The sequence below is a fragment of the Nonomuraea sp. NPDC059194 genome, from assembly GCF_042754765.1.
In the GTDB taxonomy this organism is placed as follows: Bacteria; Actinomycetota; Actinomycetes; order Streptosporangiales; family Streptosporangiaceae; genus Nonomuraea.
On sequence record NZ_JBHZBH010000063.1, the window covers coordinates 14,571 to 31,332 of the forward strand.

General features: G+C 68.3%; 20 protein-coding genes. 12 read left to right on the top strand and 8 right to left on the bottom strand.

The genetic code is table 11. The features are described 5' to 3' along the window. The first annotated feature begins 30 nt into the window (after positions 1 to 30). Entirely contained in the window at positions 31 to 867 is an 837-nt protein-coding gene (locus ACFXJ8_RS41295) for an AraC family transcriptional regulator (protein ID WP_379650609.1), read from the top strand. Here the strand turns inward: ACFXJ8_RS41295 and ACFXJ8_RS41300 are convergent. The 3 genes from ACFXJ8_RS41300 to ACFXJ8_RS41310 form a co-directional block, all read right to left on the bottom strand. After that, on the bottom strand, positions 822 to 1,358 hold the full coding sequence (locus ACFXJ8_RS41300; RefSeq protein WP_379650611.1) for a hypothetical protein: 537 nt from the start codon (positions 1,356 to 1,358) through the stop codon (positions 822 to 824). The genes ACFXJ8_RS41295 and ACFXJ8_RS41300 overlap by 46 nt on opposite strands. 11 nt (positions 1,359 to 1,369) lie before the next feature. Then, on the bottom strand, positions 1,370 to 1,768 hold the full coding sequence (locus ACFXJ8_RS41305; protein ID WP_379650612.1) for a YybH family protein: 399 nt from the start codon (positions 1,766 to 1,768) through the stop codon (positions 1,370 to 1,372). Between the two features lie 84 nt (positions 1,769 to 1,852). Beyond that, positions 1,853 to 2,557 carry an alpha/beta fold hydrolase gene (locus ACFXJ8_RS41310; RefSeq protein WP_379650614.1) on the bottom strand — a complete coding sequence of 235 codons (705 nt, stop codon included), beginning with the start codon at positions 2,555 to 2,557 and terminating at the stop codon, positions 1,853 to 1,855. 121 nt (positions 2,558 to 2,678) lie between these two features. Here ACFXJ8_RS41310 and ACFXJ8_RS41315 point away from each other — a divergent pair, with 121 nt between their 5' ends. The 6 genes from ACFXJ8_RS41315 to ACFXJ8_RS41340 all read left to right on the top strand — a co-directional run bounded on the left by ACFXJ8_RS41315 (position 2,679) and on the right by ACFXJ8_RS41340 (position 6,529). Next, entirely contained in the window at positions 2,679 to 3,875 is a 1,197-nt protein-coding gene (locus ACFXJ8_RS41315) for a cytochrome P450 (protein ID WP_379650616.1), read from the top strand. Positions 3,876 to 3,967: 92 nt separating this feature from the next. Continuing rightward, the gene (locus ACFXJ8_RS41320; protein WP_379650618.1) at positions 3,968 to 4,297 is read left to right on the top strand and encodes a hypothetical protein; all 330 of its coding nucleotides are present in this window, start codon (positions 3,968 to 3,970) and stop codon (positions 4,295 to 4,297) included. 37 nt (positions 4,298 to 4,334) lie between these two features. Then, a complete protein-coding gene (locus tag ACFXJ8_RS41325) occupies positions 4,335 to 4,625 on the top strand; it encodes a MerR family DNA-binding protein (protein ID WP_379650643.1) in 291 nt (96 codons plus the stop codon). Between the two features lie 21 nt (positions 4,626 to 4,646). Then, a complete protein-coding gene (locus ACFXJ8_RS41330) occupies positions 4,647 to 4,979 on the top strand; it encodes a YnfA family protein (RefSeq protein WP_379650620.1) in 333 nt (110 codons plus the stop codon). Between the two features lie 99 nt (positions 4,980 to 5,078). After that, the gene (locus ACFXJ8_RS41335; protein WP_379650622.1) at positions 5,079 to 5,393 is read left to right on the top strand and encodes a hypothetical protein; all 315 of its coding nucleotides are present in this window, start codon (positions 5,079 to 5,081) and stop codon (positions 5,391 to 5,393) included. After that, positions 5,390 to 6,529 (top strand): NlpC/P60 family protein, encoded by a 1,140-nt coding sequence (locus tag ACFXJ8_RS41340; RefSeq protein ID WP_379650624.1) that lies wholly within the window; start codon positions 5,390 to 5,392, stop codon positions 6,527 to 6,529. The genes ACFXJ8_RS41335 and ACFXJ8_RS41340 overlap by 4 nt, the downstream gene beginning before the upstream one ends. A gap of 18 nt (positions 6,530 to 6,547) precedes the next feature. Here ACFXJ8_RS41340 and ACFXJ8_RS41345 read toward each other — a convergent pair whose 3' ends face one another. Both ACFXJ8_RS41345 and ACFXJ8_RS41350 read right to left on the bottom strand, forming a co-directional pair. Beyond that, on the bottom strand, positions 6,548 to 7,507 hold the full coding sequence (locus ACFXJ8_RS41345) for a GNAT family N-acetyltransferase (protein WP_379650626.1): 960 nt from the start codon (positions 7,505 to 7,507) through the stop codon (positions 6,548 to 6,550). Between the two features lie 105 nt (positions 7,508 to 7,612). Further along, positions 7,613 to 8,728, bottom strand: coding sequence for a serine hydrolase domain-containing protein (locus ACFXJ8_RS41350; protein WP_379650627.1), 1,116 nt, complete (start codon positions 8,726 to 8,728; stop codon positions 7,613 to 7,615). Between the two features lie 130 nt (positions 8,729 to 8,858). On the opposite strand from ACFXJ8_RS41350, the gene ACFXJ8_RS41355 reads away from it, so the two are divergent. The 5 genes from ACFXJ8_RS41355 to ACFXJ8_RS41375 all read left to right on the top strand — a co-directional run bounded on the left by ACFXJ8_RS41355 (position 8,859) and on the right by ACFXJ8_RS41375 (position 14,308). Beyond that, complete coding sequence (locus ACFXJ8_RS41355) at positions 8,859 to 9,398, top strand: PadR family transcriptional regulator (RefSeq protein WP_379650629.1); 540 nt, start codon at positions 8,859 to 8,861, stop codon at positions 9,396 to 9,398. A 351-nt stretch (positions 9,399 to 9,749) separates the two neighbouring features. Further along, positions 9,750 to 10,136: a hypothetical protein gene (locus ACFXJ8_RS41360; protein WP_379650631.1), complete on the top strand. Its 387-nt coding sequence runs from the start codon at positions 9,750 to 9,752 to the stop codon at positions 10,134 to 10,136. A 350-nt stretch (positions 10,137 to 10,486) separates the two neighbouring features. After that, on the top strand, positions 10,487 to 11,815 hold the full coding sequence (locus tag ACFXJ8_RS41365; RefSeq protein WP_379650632.1) for an MFS transporter: 1,329 nt from the start codon (positions 10,487 to 10,489) through the stop codon (positions 11,813 to 11,815). After that, a complete protein-coding gene (locus ACFXJ8_RS41370) occupies positions 11,812 to 12,642 on the top strand; it encodes a carbohydrate deacetylase (protein WP_379650634.1) in 831 nt (276 codons plus the stop codon). Before ACFXJ8_RS41365 ends, ACFXJ8_RS41370 begins: the two co-directional genes overlap by 4 nt. Before the next feature lie 130 nt (positions 12,643 to 12,772). Next, positions 12,773 to 14,308: a long-chain fatty acid--CoA ligase gene (locus ACFXJ8_RS41375; protein WP_379650636.1), complete on the top strand. Its 1,536-nt coding sequence runs from the start codon at positions 12,773 to 12,775 to the stop codon at positions 14,306 to 14,308. A gap of 90 nt (positions 14,309 to 14,398) precedes the next feature. On the opposite strand, the gene ACFXJ8_RS41380 is transcribed toward ACFXJ8_RS41375, so the two are convergent. The 3 genes from ACFXJ8_RS41380 to ACFXJ8_RS41390 all read right to left on the bottom strand — a co-directional run. Continuing rightward, positions 14,399 to 15,277: a helix-turn-helix transcriptional regulator gene (locus ACFXJ8_RS41380; RefSeq protein ID WP_379650637.1), complete on the bottom strand. Its 879-nt coding sequence runs from the start codon at positions 15,275 to 15,277 to the stop codon at positions 14,399 to 14,401. Between the two features lie 740 nt (positions 15,278 to 16,017). Beyond that, positions 16,018 to 16,482 (bottom strand): hypothetical protein, encoded by a 465-nt coding sequence (locus ACFXJ8_RS41385; RefSeq protein WP_379650639.1) that lies wholly within the window; start codon positions 16,480 to 16,482, stop codon positions 16,018 to 16,020. Positions 16,483 to 16,581: 99 nt separating this feature from the next. Then, positions 16,582 to 16,762 (bottom strand): hypothetical protein (locus tag ACFXJ8_RS41390; protein WP_379650641.1); only part of this gene is annotated, 181 nt, incomplete at its 5' end.

Consider the following 16,762-nt stretch of genomic DNA (forward strand, 5'->3'; position numbering starts at 1 on the left):
GACCCGCCACTTGCACGTTTTGGGAGGCCGGTGAGCACGAGCACCCTGCTGCTGCGGGACGTCATGGGCACCGCCCTTGGCGGGGTGTCGCTCGCGGGCCGCATCGAGCAGAGCCGAGGGCTGCCGAGAAGCCCGATGCGCGTGCTCGGCAGCTACGCCCTGGTGTACGTGGTCGCGGGCGGCGGCTGGTACGCCGACGCGCTGGGCGCCGAGACGCCGGTCACCGCCGGCGACCTGATCCTGGTGTTCCCCGACCTGCCCCACGCGTACGGCCCCGGCGCCCGCTGGGACGAGGTCTTCCTCGTGTTCGACGGCCCCGTCTTCCGGCTCTGGGAGGAGCGCGGCCTGCTCGACCGGTCCCGGCCGATCAGGCACCTCGAACCGGTCGAGCGCTGGGCGGAGCGCCTGTGCTCCGTCCTGGACGGCGATCCGCTCCAGCGGGTCTGCCGGTTGCAGGAGGTGCTCGCCGAGGTGTACGGCAGGACGCCCGCCACGCTCGACGACGGCGACCACTGGCTGGCGCGCGCCAAGGCGCTGCTGGACGCCGACGTGCGGCGCGAACGCGACCTGCGCGAGGTGGCGGCCGAGCTGCACCTGTCCTACGACGGCTTCCGCAAACGCTTCAGCAGACTGGCCGGGATCGGGCCCGCCCGCTACCGGTGGCAGGCGAGCATCGAGCGGGCGTGCGAGCTCATGGCGCTCGGCACCATGACGGACCGGCAGATCGCCGCCATGCTGTGCTTTACCGACGAGTTCTACTTCTCGCGGCGGTTCAAGCAGATGACGGGCCGCTCGCCGAGACAGTTCAGGACGGCGCTGCGTCAGTCGAAGTCGGTGCAGGTGACATACCAGTCACCGGACAGGTGATCGACCGACGTGACATCGGTGATCTTCGCGGGGCCGCCGGGAGAGTGTGCGAGCCCGCAGGTGATGAGGAACCCGCCGCCCCCGACGGTGAACTCCGTGAACCCTTCCGACCGCCGGATGGAGGAGACGGGGATCACGCCGATCCACCCCTCCTCCACTTCACGTTGCTCGCCCACCCCGATCGCCCGCGCGCGCTCGTGGAGCGCCGATTCCGAGAACAGCAGCGCCGCCCGCAGGGGAGCGGCGGTGGCCACCGACGCCACGCTGAGCACACCCACCAGCGGAGGAACGATGAGCAGGAGTGGGCGTCTCAGCGTCCGTATCGCCAGGCTCGCCACCCACCCGGCCGCTGACCAGATCCACACCAGGAAAGCGATCCCCAGTAAGAGGAAGTCGCCTCCTGGAGTGAGAGAGGACAGCAGGGCCAGGAAGGCGCTGATGATCGTGGGGGCAAGGTAGGCGAGCTGCCACCAGCGGGAGTCGTCGGCCACGGCCCACGATCTTAGGGGGACGCGGTGCCGAAGGGGTTGTCGATCACGTATCGCCAGCGGCCGTCGGGGCCGCGCCTGGCGACGTCGGTCGCGGTGCCCTCCAGGTGGACGTCCGTGCCGTCGGGGGCGGTGCCGTGGATCGTCCAGTCGACGATGAGCAGCGCGATGTCGTCGGCGACGTAGACGTGGCGGGGCTTGGCCTGGATCGGGAGACCCAGGCTGAGCAGGTGGCGGGTGGCGGCGGCGCGGGCCTGGCCGGTCATCGGCTGGCCGGGAGCCGGAACGAGGACGGCGAGGTCCTCGTAGACCTGCTCGACGGCGTTCACGTCGCCGGTGTTGAAGGCGGCGACGTAGACCTCGTGGTGCCGCGCCGGATCCTCGGTGAGTGCTGAGTCATGATTTATCGTCATGACAGAAGAATCATAACATTTTCACCAGGAGTAACGCGGGGAAACACGCATTTACGGTGAGCGGCAGCGCTGCGGCCGATGGCGTCAGATCCAGCCGTCGAGCGAGGCCATGAAGCCGTCGAGGTCGTCGCGGTGGACGCAGTGTCCGGTGCCGGCCACGAACGCCACCTGGTAGCCGAGCTCCTCCAACCGCCTGCCGTACTCTCTGGAGACCAGGAAGCTCGGGTCGGCCGCCTGGACCAGCGAGGGCACGGCCGGCGACGGGAGGTCGAGGTCGCCGAAGGCGCCGACGCCCTCCATCACCTTCAGGTCCCAGGCGGCGAAGCCCTCCAGCTCGGCGGCCACGTCCTCCGGCGCCCACCGCGGGTTCAGCTGGGAGATCTGCTCGGCCGTCGCGGTCTTGGTGGCCAGGGCGAACCCGGCCATCGCCTCCACGTCGGCCCGCGCGCCCGACAGCAGCCACGCGGGGTCGCTGTAGACGGCCCTGCCGGGACGGAGCTCGTCGACGGCGAGGGCGAGCGTGCGCCCGCCGAGCGAGTGTCCGATCACGACGTCGGCTCCCGAGGGGAGCGACTCGACCACGTCGGCGGCGAAGTCCTCGCCGCGGTAGGAGTCGGCGTGCGCGCTCTGGCCGTGGCCGCGCAGGTCGGGGGCCAGGACGTGATAGCCGCGCTCGACCAGCAGCGGAGCGACCCGGCACCAGGTGCCTGCCGAGGACATGACGCCGTGGATCAGGATGGCGAGCTTGCCGGCTCCCGCCGATCCCCACTCGTGGACTTTCAGCTGCATGGTTCCTCCATGGCTTATACGTATAACCAGATGTGTATCACGCCTCCAGCCACCGCGGCGAGCGCCTGGTTGATCGCTATGGTGGAAGTCACGGAGCACGGTCGATCCGGCGGGAGATGACATGAGCGAGTCCGTGACGTTGCCACTCCACATGCGCAGGGCCGGGTTCGACCCGGCCCCCGAGCTGTCCGCGCTGCGCGACGACGAGGGTGTACGGAAGGTCAGCACCCCCTTCGGCATCGACGCCTGGATGGTCACCCGGTACGCCGACGTCCGCGAGGTGCTGGCCGACGCCACCCGCTTCAGCAACGCCAGGACGGCGAGCTTCCGTCCGCCGGGCCAGATCGACCTGAGCGACGAGCAGATCGCCACGTTGCGGGCGGGCAACCTGCTGTCCTTCGACCCGCCCGAGCACACCAGGCTGCGGCGCATGCTGACGCCCGAGTTCACCGTCCGCAGGATGCGCAGGCTGGAACCGCGCATCACCGCCATCGTCGACCAGCACCTCGATGCCATGGCGGCGAACGGCTCGTCCGCCGACCTCGTCACGGCCTTCGCGCTGCCGGTCCCCTCGCTGGTGATCTGCGAACTGCTCGGCGTGCCGTACGCCGACAGAGACGACTTCCAGCGGCGCACCAACGGGATGCTGGACCTGTCGGCGCCGGTCGAGCAACGGGTCGCGCTGCAGCTCGAGTCCCGCGCCTACATGGCCGACCTCGTCGCCAAGGAGCAGGCCGACCCAGGCGAGGAGCTGCTCGGCATGCTGGTGCGCGAGCACGGCGACGACCTGTCGACCGACGAGCTGATCGGCATCGGCTCGCTGCTCCTGCTGGCGGGCCACGAGACCACCTCCAACATGCTGTCGCTCGGCACGCTCGCCCTGCTGCGCCACCCCGACCAGCTGGAGCTGCTCAGGAAGCAGCCGGAACGGATCGACGCGGCCGTGGAGGAGCTGCTGCGCTGGCTCAGCATCGTTCACTCGGGAACGGCCAAGATCACCACAACCGAGGTCGAGCTGGCCGGCCTGCGCATCCCCGCCGGCGAGCTGGTGATGTGCGTCCTGCCGTCCGCGAACAGGGACACCGCGCTGCTCCCCGACCCCGACAGGTTCGACATCGAGCGCGGCGCGCCCGGGCACGTCGCGTTCGGCCACGGGGTGCACCACTGCCTGGGGGCGCCGTTGGCGCGGATGGAGATGCGCATCGCGTTCCCCGCCCTGCTGCGTCGCTTCCCCGAGCTGCGGGAAGCCGGCGCGTCCGCCGACTTCCGCTCATTCCACGTCGTGTACGGCCTGCGCTCCCTGGAGGTCGCCTGGTAGCGCGCCGACCATCGCGAGCAGGACATGCGCAGGGGTTGCATCTTGTACCGGGTTACCGTCGGGAGGCAGGCGACGAGAGCTGGGAGGGCACGATGTGGGCACCTGACGCATGCACGCTTCCGACCGAAGAGCGGCCGTTGCGCGTGGCGGAGTTCGACGACCTGTTCGCTTCCGCGTTGCTCCGGCTCGAACGCGTGGGTCCGACGCAGCTGCGGCTCGCGCTGGACGGCCGCGCTGAGGTGGAGGCGACGGCCCGTGACCTGACGGCCAGGGAGAGCGGCTGTTGCTCGTTCTTCACTTTCGCCTTCACGCGGGACGACGAGGGGCTGGTGTTGGATGTCACGGTGCCGGCCGTACACGTGAAGGTGCTCGACGGGTTGGCCGCCAGGGCCGTCGCGGCCGCCCCCCGGGCGGCGTCGTGAGCGGGGCGGGGTTGCGCACGGGGCAGGTCGCGGCCTGCTGGAGGAGCCCCGGCGCAGCAACGGCGGGCACCGGCTGTATCCCGAGGAGACCGTGACCGTCCTACGGATGATCAAGGCGGCGCAACGGCTGGGCTTCACCCTTGAGGAGGTGGCCGAGGCGATGGCTCAGCCCCGCCTGCGCTCCAGGACGGTCGCGAAGCTCGCCGAGGTGGAGCGGAAGATCGCCGACCTGCACGCGATCCGCGAGACGCTGGTCCAGGCGGTCGACGCGGGCTGCGACGACCTGATGGCGTGTACGGCGGCGCCGCGCTGTCCGCTGCCGTTCTAGCCGCCCTCTACAGTCGCCGTCATGACTGTCGCACGCTCGCTCCTGCTGTTCGTGGTGGCGGCCCTCGCCGAGATCGGCGGGGCATGGCTGGTCTGGCAGGGAGTTCGCGAGCACCGCGGGCTGCTGTGGGTCGGGGCGGGCTTCGTCGCGCTGGGCGTGTACGGCCTCGTGGCCACCCTGCAACCCGACGCCCACTTCGGCCGCATCCTGGCCGCCTACGGGGGAGTGTTCGTGGCGGGCTCGCTGGTGTGGGGGGTGGTGGTGGACCGGTTCCAGCCCGACCGGTGGGACATCATCGGCGCCGCCATCTGCATGCTCGGCGTCCTGGTCATCATGTACGCGCCCCGCGGCTAGCCCGTTCCTCCACGCCTCGAGCTTTCGGTGAGCCCGTCCGATAAATGACCAAGGATGTTAGATTGTCGGGGCCATTGATGTTGGTGTGACACGGGAGGCGTGGCTCACGTGGCAGGGTTCGAGATCTACTTCGACGCGCTCGAAGCATGTGCCGGCAGGGCCAATGGAGTCGCGAACCAGTTCAAGAGCATGGCCGACGAGATCCCTGCTGGCGCCGGCACCACGTGGTTCGGCTCCCTCGAGGGCGCTTCGAGCAAGCTCACCACGGCCGTCGACGACCTCGAGGCGAAGATCGACGCCGAGACCAGGCACGCCCAGCAGAACCTGACCAAGGTCGAGGCGGCCATCCACCAGGTCGTCACCAACGTCCGCAACGCCGACCTCCCCGTCGGCCCCCGGACGGAGCAAGCGTGACGGACATCTGGGACAGGTACCTCAGCGACATCCAGCAGGTCATCGACGATCTGAGCGGCAACCAGGCCGAGATCACGAAGATCTCGACGCGCTGGCGGACGCTGGCCACCAACCTCACCACGGAGACGGGCGCCATCAAGCGCGCGGTCAACACGGTGGACAGCGCGTGGAACGGCGGCGCCGCCGAGGACTTCGCTACCTACATGGCCAAATACCCCGAGCAGGGGACGAAGCTGAGTACCGCCCTGACCAACTGCGCGGGGAAGCTGGACGCAGCGGGGACCGCGCTGGAAACGGCGAAGGGCGAAGTCCAGGCCCTCTACCGGGAAAAACGCGCCTGGCTGGACGAGCAGCGCAACGACCCCGACACCACCTCGATACCGATGACGAGCATCAGATCCCAGGTGTCCGACGCCCTCGAACGGGCCAAGGAGCCGAGGGGGCGGGCGGTCGAGGCCGTCAAGCAGGCGACCGCCGAGATCGACAAGTACCTCAAGCTCGCGTTCTTCACCGACATCGCCGCCCCCGGCGACAGGGTCTTCGTCCCGGGCAACGACGCCTCGAAACGCTGGATCCCCGACCCCGCCTTCCGATCCAAGGGCGCCACGCAGTTGGCGTCCTACACCGGCAACCCGAACGGCGGCAACGGTTACGCCCCGGGTGGGTCGGGCGGCGCCGGCGGTGGCGGCGGCGGTGGTGGTGGCGGTGGTTGGAAGCCGTCGCTCGCCGTACCGCCGAACGCCCACAGCCTCGCCCCGAACCCCCGCGCCCAGGCCATCGTCGACTACGCGCTCAAGCAGCTCGGCGACCCGTACGTCTGGGGTGCGACAGGACCCAACTCCTTCGACTGCTCGGGGCTGACGCTGCGCGCGTACCAGTCGGCGGGGACCACCATCCCCCGGGTCGCCCACGACCAGTGGATCCGCGGCCCGCGCATCCCCGACGGCAACGCGCAGGCCGGAGACCTCATCTTCTTCGACAACAACGGGGACGGCACAGCCGACCACGTGGGCATCGTGCTCGACCCCGAGAAGCAGACGATGATCCATGCGCCCAACTCGCGCTCCGTCGTCCGCATCGAGGGCTACGGCACCTATCCGGGCCGCCTGGGCATCACCCGTCCGGGAATGGGCTGACCTGCCGCCTTCGAGCGCTCAGTAAGCGTGCACGTAGGTCGTGACGCACTTGAAGGTGGCGAAACCGGCACGCTCGTAGATCGCGACCGCTCCGGTTCCGTTGGCGGCGTCGACGCTCAGCCCCGCCGTGCCGTACCCCTGGGCCTTGAACGAGGTGAGGGCGTGTGCGATCAGCGCGCTCGCCACGCCCCTGCCGCGCCACTCTCCGACCGTCGCGATGATCTGGATCCAGGCCTCGCGTACGCCGGTGGCCGCCGTGTCCGCCTCCCGGTAGTGGGTCAGCAGGCAGCCCACCGCCGTTCCGTCCGCTGTCGCCAGGAACGAGCCGTCAGGGCGGAAGGCGGTCGTGCCGGTGATGAGGTGCTTCCAGCTTTCAGGAGTGTGCGGCGTGTTGCCCCAGTGGTCGCCGAAGGCGGCGTTGCGCACCTCGCGTGCCTGCTCGTCGAGCTCTGGTGTCCAGGTCACGATCGTGACCCCGTCGGGAACCTTCGGTAGCGGAATCGGCAGGGTCAGATCGCGCCGCCTGCCCTGGAAGACGCGTTCGGGCGCGAACCCCGCCTCCTCGGCGAGCGTGGCCAGGTCATGGTTGCCGTCATCGACATGCAGGAGGAGGTGAAGGGGTTTGCCGGGATAGTGCCTTTCGTGCAGCATGGGCGCGGTCCGGAGCGACCAGTCGATGATCCGCCTGCCGTACCCACGCCTGCGGTGGTCCGGGTGCACAGCCCCGCCCCAAAGATCCATCAGGTGGACGGGATCCGCCGCCTGCCGAACCGGGGCCAGCCCGAGCGCCACGATCCGATCGTCCTGCCTGGCCGCGAGCGTGCCCTCCCGCAGGTCGAGTAGCGGGTTGGCCAGGCGTTCCGCCATCTGCTCCACGGTGACGTGGCTGCCGGTCCTGTCCACGGCTTCGACGGCGGCGGCGAACTCGGCCCAGGCCGACGCGTCGTCAGTGGTGAGCGGCCCCCACTTCACGTCCATGATCTCATGCTAGGACAAGCTCCCCGATCGAGGCGGCCTCCGGCCTCGCGGGTGATGTCCACGCCCGCGGCCGTGTCCCACGGGTTGTTGCTCAGGGTTTCGCCCTCACATTCGCCAGACGCCCAGGCAACGCGCCATGAACCGGAAGGGGATGGCCTGTCCCTTGGTCTGGTCAACGGTGCCAGCCACGTGCAGGTCGAGCTCCGGACAGTGGAAGAGCCACGTCCCGGTGGCTCCCGAGTGGCCGACGAGCGTGACAGGGCGGCGCCCCGGTGACATGAGTCGGCCGACCTTGAAGAACATGGTGCCCAGGCCGTACCGGAGGATGGGGATGTTGCGCAGCCGGTTGCGCCGCTCGGTGAGCAGCTCCAGTGAGCGGGCGTCACTGAAGAGTTCGCCGTCAAGCAGCGCTCGCTGAAAGGTGAGGAGATCGCTGGTGGTGCTGAACAGGTCGTTGCAGGACTCGATCATCGAGGTCAGCTCCACGCGGCGCTGTTTCGCGTAGAGCGGTGAGGGCGTTGCGGTCGCCGGATCCGGCGGGCGATGTCCTGGGAGCCAGGTGTGCGTCAGGCCGAGCGGACGGAGGATCCGTTCGGTCACCGTCTCCACGATGCGGATGAGCAACTGGAAGCCGGTGTCGGAGTAGCGGGCCTTCTGCCGAGCGGCCGTGAGGTCCTGCGGCTCGAAGTGCGGGCGCTGCTGCTCGCGCGTAGCCCGCATCGTGTCCTCGAAGGTCCAGGCCAGATCCTGACCGGCGGCGAGGCGCTCATACAGGCTGGGGCCTTCACGACGCTTCTCGAAATGGTCGGGCAATCCGGACGTGTGACTCGCGAGGTGGCGCACCGTGATCGCGGACGTCCGGTCGATCCCTCCGAGGACATGGAGTCCAGTGATCAGCTCCGTAGGCAGATAGCTGTTGATCGGCGCGGCCAGCTCGAGCTCGCCGCGCTCGTGCGCCTGCAGCACCAGCGTGATGATGAAACGCTTGGTGACGCTCGCGATGAAGAACGGGGTATCGGGACGCAGCGGGTGATCGTCGGCACCGGCAGGCCCGGAGGCGGCGGACCAGCGTTGTTTCCCGTCGCCGCTTGTGACGGCGAGTTTGGCGTGGTGTATGCCGCGTTGAGCGACGAGGCTCTCCAGCAGGCCCGTCAGCCGCGCGTCGACGTCGTCGGGAACGTGATTGTCGTGAGCAGGGGTCGTGGCGAGCGGCGATGTCACGTGGATGTTCCTTGTCTCCGTTCCCTCAACGTGACCCTCGGCGCCATGCCTTCCACCGGCCGAGGCAGTCAACCATTGATGATCTATCTACTAGACATGTCTATGAGAGTCAATGATTTAGACTCGGCCAATGGCTCATGTGATCCTCGGTCTGCTCCTGATCGCCCCGCAGACCTTCTACGACCTCATCAAAGGATTCGAGGCCGGCGTCGCGCTCTTCTACAGCGCCAGCTCCGGCAGCATCAAACGCGCGCTGGACACCCTGCTCGCGCGGGAGTTCATCGAGGTCGCCAGCATCGAAGCCGGGGGCCGGGGGCGGAAGGTGTACCGCCTGACCGACGCCGGTCGTCAGGAGTTCCGCGCGTGGATGACAGGAGACTTGGCTGGGCCCGATCTGGAGACCGCGGCGCTGTCCAGGCTCTACTTCCTCGGCCTGTTGGAGCCGGTCGAACGCGTACCGGTGCTCCGCCGCATCACGGCGCGCATCGAGACCGACCTCGCCGCGCTCTCGGCCCTCGACAAGCACCTCGATACCCTGGACATTCCTGAGGAGCACCGCGACCTCGCCACCCATCAGCGCGCGACGCTCGACTACGGCATCGCCTCACACCGCTTCACGCTCGACTGGTTCCGCGATCACATCGACCGGCACGAGACGTCGAACCGCTGACACCGCACGGACGGGGTCCCAAACCGTCGGCACGCCGCCACCTCGGTCACCGGGCGACCCGGACCCGCATCAGCGGGCGCCACGAGGGTGACACTGAGATGATCCTGTCTGCCGTCGACCAGCCCGAAGGGGAAGCAGGCCGAGGCCACTGGGGTCAAGGCGGAGCGCCCCGCTGGACGAACGACCTTGACGCTTGTCCCGGGTAGATGGCGGACGGATGATCAGGCCCTACCTCAGCCACCTGCGAACCTTCGACGTCGAGCGTGTTCGCGACGATCATCCCGGAGCCGGAGCGACTGAGGCTCACGACCAACCGTTGATCACCTCAGACGTCCACCGTACAGTCTCAGGATGGCCAACCCCCCTCCCGGCGACGGCATGCGGTCGCTGTTGATAGCGAGGGCATGCGTCATCGTTGTCTCGGCCGTCCTCTGGGCAGCGGATTACGTCGCCTGGATGGCCGTGTCGGTTCTTGAGATGACGGCGTGTGGCCTTGATCCGATGACGGAATATGAGACCCAGGAGTGCGCCCCGCTCAGCACATGGTCAACCGTCACCTTCTTCACGTGGATCTTGACACCGATGGCGTGCGCGATGTTCTTCGGATTGATCTCACTTATTCCTTGGCGCCGGATGGGTGCTCGATTGGCTGCGCTTTGGCTCATCCCGGTCTTGCCGTTGTCGATCGGGGTTGGTGCTGTGCTTGCGTACGTGCTCTATTGGCCGTTGTCTGTGTGACGACTGCGTGGCCGCGGCTCGAGCGGCGGGCTTCGCGGCGATGAGGACGCCGGCCACGGTGTCCCAAGGGTTGTTGCTGAGCATGATGTTGGCGTCGATCTTGCCTTCGGCGCGACAGGAATCGGACCCCGCGCTGTCAGCCTGCGAACTCTCTCGAGATCGCGCGGGCTTGATCCGCGGTATTCGTTGGGACAACACTGGGACACGACGTGGCCGGTGATCGACGTCCGGCGCGGCACGATTCCGCTTCACCTGCTGTTCTCCTGTGAGTGAGAGGGGGTGATCGTGTGTCCCAGTCCGGTACGGCTTCCGCCCCGGCACGGACTCCCGCGTGGCGTTACGCCATCGGGATGTTCGGTACATCCATCCCGATCAACATGATCAAGGGATCGATGATCCTCTTCTACGTCGACATTCTCGGGCTCGACGTGCGCGCCTACGGCGTGGTCATGGTGATCTACGCGATCATCGACGCCGTCGACAACCCGCTGCTCGGCCACCTCTCCGACCGCACCAGAAGTCGGTACGGCAGGCGCCGGCCGTGGCTGCTCGTGGGTGCGCCGATGCTCGCGGCCTGCATGATCGCGTTCTTCTCCGCGCCGACCTCGCTGGAGGGCATCGGCCTCGTGCTCTGGTTCGCGATCTTCGCGATCCTGTGCGAGGCCTTCGACTCGATGCTCAACGCGAACTACGGCGCGCTGCTCCCCGAACTCTATCCGCGCGAGCGCGACCGAGCCGTTGCCAACAGCCTGCGCCAGGGCTTCCAGCTCGCGGCACTCGTGATCTCGCTCGCGGTCACCCCGCTGCTCACGACGCAGGTGTTCGGCACCGAGGAAACCACCGAAGGCTTCCGGACCACCGCGATCATCTATGGCGTGATCGCATGCGTCGTGATCGCGTTCATGGCGCTCAGCGCACACGAGAATCCTCGCTACGCCACGCACGAGCGGCCGCGACTGCTGCACAGCCTGTGGTCGATCGTCCGCAACCCGATGTTCTGGACGGTCGGGCTCACCGGCGCCTGCTACGGGGTGGCCATGGCGCTCGTACTCTCCGGCATCCAGCTGTACGTGCGCTACTCGCTCGGGCTCCCGGTCGCCAACGCGCTCTACCTGCAGGGCATCGTCATCCTCATCTCGGCCGGCGGCCTCATCGTGTGGACGCGCGTCGTCGCCCGCCGCGGCGCCCTGTGGACCTGGCGGCTGGCCTTCCCGATCCTGGCGGTCAGCTTCGCCACCTTGTTCTTCGCCACCGACCTCGTGACGGCCATCGCCGCCGGGGTACTCGTAGGCGCCGGATGGTCAGGGATGCTCGCGACGAACGACCTCATCGTGGCGCGTGTCCTGGACGCCGACGCCGCGCGCAACGGAGAGCATCGTGAAGGGCTCTTCCTGTCGGCATTCGGGTTCTTCGCCCGGCTCAACGGGATCGTGACGGGATTCGCCCTCACCTCGCTGGGAGTCTTCTTCGGCTACAACTCGGGCGATGACCCCGGTGCCGACCCCGGGCTCGCGTTCCGTGTTTACTTATGCGTGTACCCGTTCGTACTGACGGCGATCGGTGCCGTCGCGGCGCGACTCATCTCGGTCCCGGTCGAGCCGCCGCCCGAGGCGGCTGAGCCGGTCGAGCCGCCGCCCGCCGGTCCCGCGAACGAGCCCGACGTGGAGCGCACCCCGTGACCCGGCGCCTCGTGATCACGGCCGACGACCTCGGCCGCGAGCCCGGCACCACGGAAGTCATCGCCGCCCTACTCGCCGAAGGACACGTCAGCGCGACGACCCTCATCCCTGTCTCCCCGCTTGCCGAGCAAGCAGCGAACCACGTCCGGGAGCTCGGCGTGGTGCCGCGGCTGCACGTGACCCTGACGAGCGAGCACGGACTCCCGCGCTGGCGACCTCTCGACGGCGCGGCCAGCCTCGTCGATCCTGACGGGACCCTCAGCGACGATCCGTTCGTTCTCGGAGCCCGAGGCGAGGCCCGGGAGGTCATCGGGGAGGCAGACGCACAGCTGCGCTGGATGCGTGACCGGGGCTTCGCGCCCGTGGCGGCAGACTCTCATGCCGGCACCCTGTACGGCCTGCATGGCCGATCATGGCTCGCCCAGGCGCTGGAATGGTGTGCGCACCACGGCCTGGCCTTCCGGCTGCCTCGCGACGCGGAGCCGTACTTCGGTGGGCCACTGCCGCCGCGGCTCGCGGCAGAGCACACCAAGGCCGTCGCCCTCGCTGACGCTCTCGGCGTGTCCATTCCGCAGACGATCGCCACCAATCGGCGCACAGCGTACGAACTCGGCGCCTACCAGCAACTGCGGGACGATTACCTCCGTCGGCTCGCGGCCCTGCCCGAGGGCACGAGCGAGCTGTTCCTGCATCCCTCCCGCGAGGACGCGGTCAGAGGACCGGACGGCATCGTGCGGGTTTGGGAGGCGCGGCTGCTGCGCGATCCGGTGTGGCACGACGCGCTCGAGAAGGAGGGCGTCGAGGTCGTCGGAGGCTGGTGGACCTGACCTGCGTCGGCGGCCGTGAGCTCGCGATGGTGCCGCTTGCGGCAGTCCGGGAGTCGGCACATTCGTACAAGTCCTGCCTGGATCCGCCCGACATCCTGGGGGCGTACGAGGTTCCGACGAAAGGGTCGCGATGCTCAATCTGTCGATCATTCTGGAAGACAGCGCCCGCAATGCTCCAGATCGCACCGCGCTGGTCTTCGGCGACCTGCGCCTGCCGTACTCCATGGTGAACTCCGTCGCGAACCAGGTGGCCAACCTGTTGGTGGCCCGGGGGATCGGCAAGGGTGACAAGGTCGCGCTGCTCTGCCCGAACCTGCCGTACTTCCCCTTCGTCTACTTCGGCATCCTCAAGGCCGGAGCGACCGTGGTTCCGCTCAACGTGCTGCTGCAGCCGCGTGAGATCACCTACCACCTGGCCGACAGCGACGCCAAGGCGCTCTTCTGCTTCGAGGGCTCCGCCGAGCTGCCGATGGGCGCGCGCGGGCGGGAGGCGTTCGACGCCGTCGAGGGTTGCGAGCACTTCGTCGTCCTGCCTGCCACGCCGCTGGCCACCGAGTCGGAGCACGGTGAGTCGTTCTGGGCGGCGCTGGAGGGCATGTCCGGGGAGTTCGAGACGGTGCGGACCGAGCCGGGCGACACCGCGGCCATCCTCTACACCTCCGGCACCACCGGTCAGCCCAAGGGCGCCGTGCTGACCCACATGAACATGCTGACCAACACCGTGGTCAGCGACGAGATGTTCCCCGCCGACCCCGAGGGCGACGTCTCATTCGCCGTGCTGCCGCTCTTTCACTCCTTCGGCCAGACCGCGGTCATGAACGTGAGCGTGCGTCGCCGCGCCACCCTCGTGCTGCAGCCGCGCTTCGAGCCCGGCGAGGCGCTGGCGCTCATGCGCAGGGAGAAGGTGACCATGTTCGCCGGGGTGCCGACGATGTTCTGGGCGCTGCTGTCGAAGATCCACGCCGACGGGGCCGAGGCGCCCTCGACGCTGCGGGTGGCGGTGGCGGGCGGGGCCTCCTGCCCGGTCGAGGTGCTCAAGGACTTCGAGGCCACCTTCGCCATCCCGATCCTGGAGGGCTACGGGCTGTCGGAGACCTCCCCGGTGGCCGGCTTCAACCAGCCCGGCCGGCCGACCAAGCCGGGCACCATCGGCTTCCCGATCTGGGGCGTGGAGATGCGGCTGGTGGACAGCGACTGGAACACCATCGAAGGCGAGGGCCCCGGCGAGATCACCATCCGCGGGCACAACGTCATGAAGGGCTATTACGGGCGGCCCGAGGCTACCGCGGAGGTCATGCGGGACGGCTGGTTCCGCACTGGCGACATCGCCACCCGTGACGAGGACGGCTACTACGCCATCATCGACCGCACGAAGGACATGATCATCCGGGGCGGCTTCAACGTCTACCCGCGCGAGGTGGAGGAGGTGCTGATGATGCATCCGGCGGTCTCGCTGGTGGCGGTGGTCGGCGTACCCCATGACTCGCACGGCGAGGAGGTCAAGGCCTACGTCATCGCGTCGCCCGGCGCGACGGCGAGCGAGGAGGAGCTCATCGCCTGGTGCAAGGAGAACATGGCTGCGTACAAGTACCCGCGGAGCATCGAGTTCCGCGACTCGCTGCCGATGACGGCGACCGGCAAGATCCTCAAGCGTGAGCTGCGCTAGCCGCGACATCGACGGGGCAGGGCGACAGCTCTCAGCGCTCGCGCCGGTAGCGACCTCGGGGCTCCAGCGCGGACTTGGGCGCCTTATGGTTCAGGGCAACCAGTCGATCGCCGCGGCGAGCTCGGAGGGCGCATTCCCAAAGGTGGCCCGGAAGACCCGGGTGAAGTGTGGGCTGTCGGTGAACCCGGCGCTGTGAGCGGCCACCGTCAACGTGTCTCCCGCGGCTACGAGGCCAATGGCACGCTGCAGGCGTAGCCACCGCACGTACGGCCGCAAAGGGATCCCTACGTGCGCGCTGAACAGGTGCGCCAGCCGACTCGGCGACAGGTGGACCGCGTCCGCGACCGTACGCAGCCGCACCGGTCCTCGTCTCAGGAGCGTGGGGATCACGGTAATCGCCGCCTCCACCGCTGGGTGGAGCGGAACGCTGTCGGCGGCGCTGTGGCCGGTCCACACCTCGACTACTCGCAGCGCGGTCGTCGCTTCGGCTGAGCGCACATGACCGATCGGCGGCTCGGTGAACATGAGCGGCCGTAATCCCTTGTGGTGCCCCGGTCTCGGGCTCGTGTGCGCCGGTTCGGTCACTGCCTGAGCTGAAGATCCGTAGACGGGCAGATCCCTGTCCTCCGTGACGGATGGCGACCAGGCCGAAGCCTTGAGCCCCGTACCGAAGCGCGCGAGCAGGGACCGGCCCGGCGAACTGCGGGGATCCAGGTGAGCGAGCAGCGCCTCACGAGCTCCGGTGAGTATTGCGTGGCGGGTGTCGGGGGGAATGATGGCGATCTGCGTGGTCAGCCGCTCGCCGTGGGCGTCAGCCATGGTGAAGGGCTCGGCGGAGACAATCAGCTGAACCGCATGGTGGGCGTGCAGGCCATTCCTGCCGACCGCCCCGCCGTACAGCATGAGGCCGGGTCGAAGTACACACCAGCCGCGCCAAGGATGCGACATCACACCCTCCTTGATCGGCACACCTCGAACGGCGCCGGCCGTACCTCTGCATCGATCAGCCCGGCGCACCGCCAGCGCATGCGCGCCGCTCTCCTGGGCACCCCCAGTGGCGCGCACACCGCCGACCGCCGGCACGCGCGGCTGCCGGACTGGTGCCGATGGAGCGAACGCTGAAGCCCGGAGGCGCGCGACAAATTCCTGATCGTCAGCTGCGCCTTGTGACGGTAGGCGCGAAACGAGGCCCCCAATGGCTGAACCACCGCTCCTCCTCCGACGAGAGGCCCGCAATACACCCCGACGCCGCTGAAAGCGTATCTGGTCATGGGTAACTCGGGTCTTCCGCTGTCCATCGCCTTCGGCGGCCGCATGAGGCGATGGCTCAGGTGGACCGCGCAGTCGGCGAGAGCCGCTCAGGCCCGGAGCGGAGCCGGATGCCCCTTACCGAAGGTCTCGGACGCCCAATCGCCGTCTCTGGCACCGGCGAGTCGCCAGCGGACCCATGGTGTGGCCCGAGAAGCGAAGAGCCCCGCCGACGATCAAGGGATCGCCTGATCGAGGCCCTTCAGGAAGTGGAGCGGGTGACGGGAATCGAACCCGCGCTGTCAGCTTGGGAATTGCTGTGATCACGGGCTCTGGACCCTGGGTTGCCTGGTCAGCGCCGGTCTCGGGCCGGTCGTGAGCGACCGTGGTTGACCCCTCGTTACCGGGGCTAATGGCACGCTAATGGCACGACGATCAGACCGTGGCCTGCGCCAATCCACCTATGGAAGCCGCTCCCAAAGAGCAAGCCAGCGATCTATCTCGCTAGCTGTCACCTGATCGGTGAGGTGATCGCGGATGGTGCGGGCAGAATTTAGAAGGTTCTTGCAGCGGCGGAGAAGGAGGATCTCGGACGCCGGACGTTCTCGCCAATCGGTCGACCATGTCTCCGCCTGGACTCGATCGAGGGGAAGCGCGGCCAGGATGTCCGCTCCGAGAACATCTGGGTTCCAGAGAGGCTCGTCATCAGTACCGAGTGCAAGGATCATGTACGCACGTAGGTGGAACCGGCTCACATCAGCATCTGCCTTACCCAAGCCCGCGCTCTCGGCTTGATCGAGCGCATGAAGGGCTGTCGCGGCCCAAGCACGCTGCCCCTCGCCCTGTGCTGTCTCCCGGGCGTAGCGGGCGTTCACTTCCCACACGGCAAGCCACTGATTGATGGCCGCGGAACGATCGTGACCCATCTGCGAAGTCTGTCAGGCGCACCGCGCACAGCCCGCCCGCCCGCTGATAATCCCGTCTGCCATCGTCCCGCCCGCAGGGGAAGCGGGCCAGGGCCATGGCTACCAGATGGAGCGCCCCACTGGAGAATCATCATGAGTTTGGGTAGCCAATGTGTGCATGGCTGCCCCGTTCTCTGCCACGTGATCTAGTACGGCAGCCGCCATTTGCTGGATGACCAGGGCGGATGCGCGGCGGGTCGATGTGATCTTGTGATCGGAATCCGGCCCAACGAGAACAGCC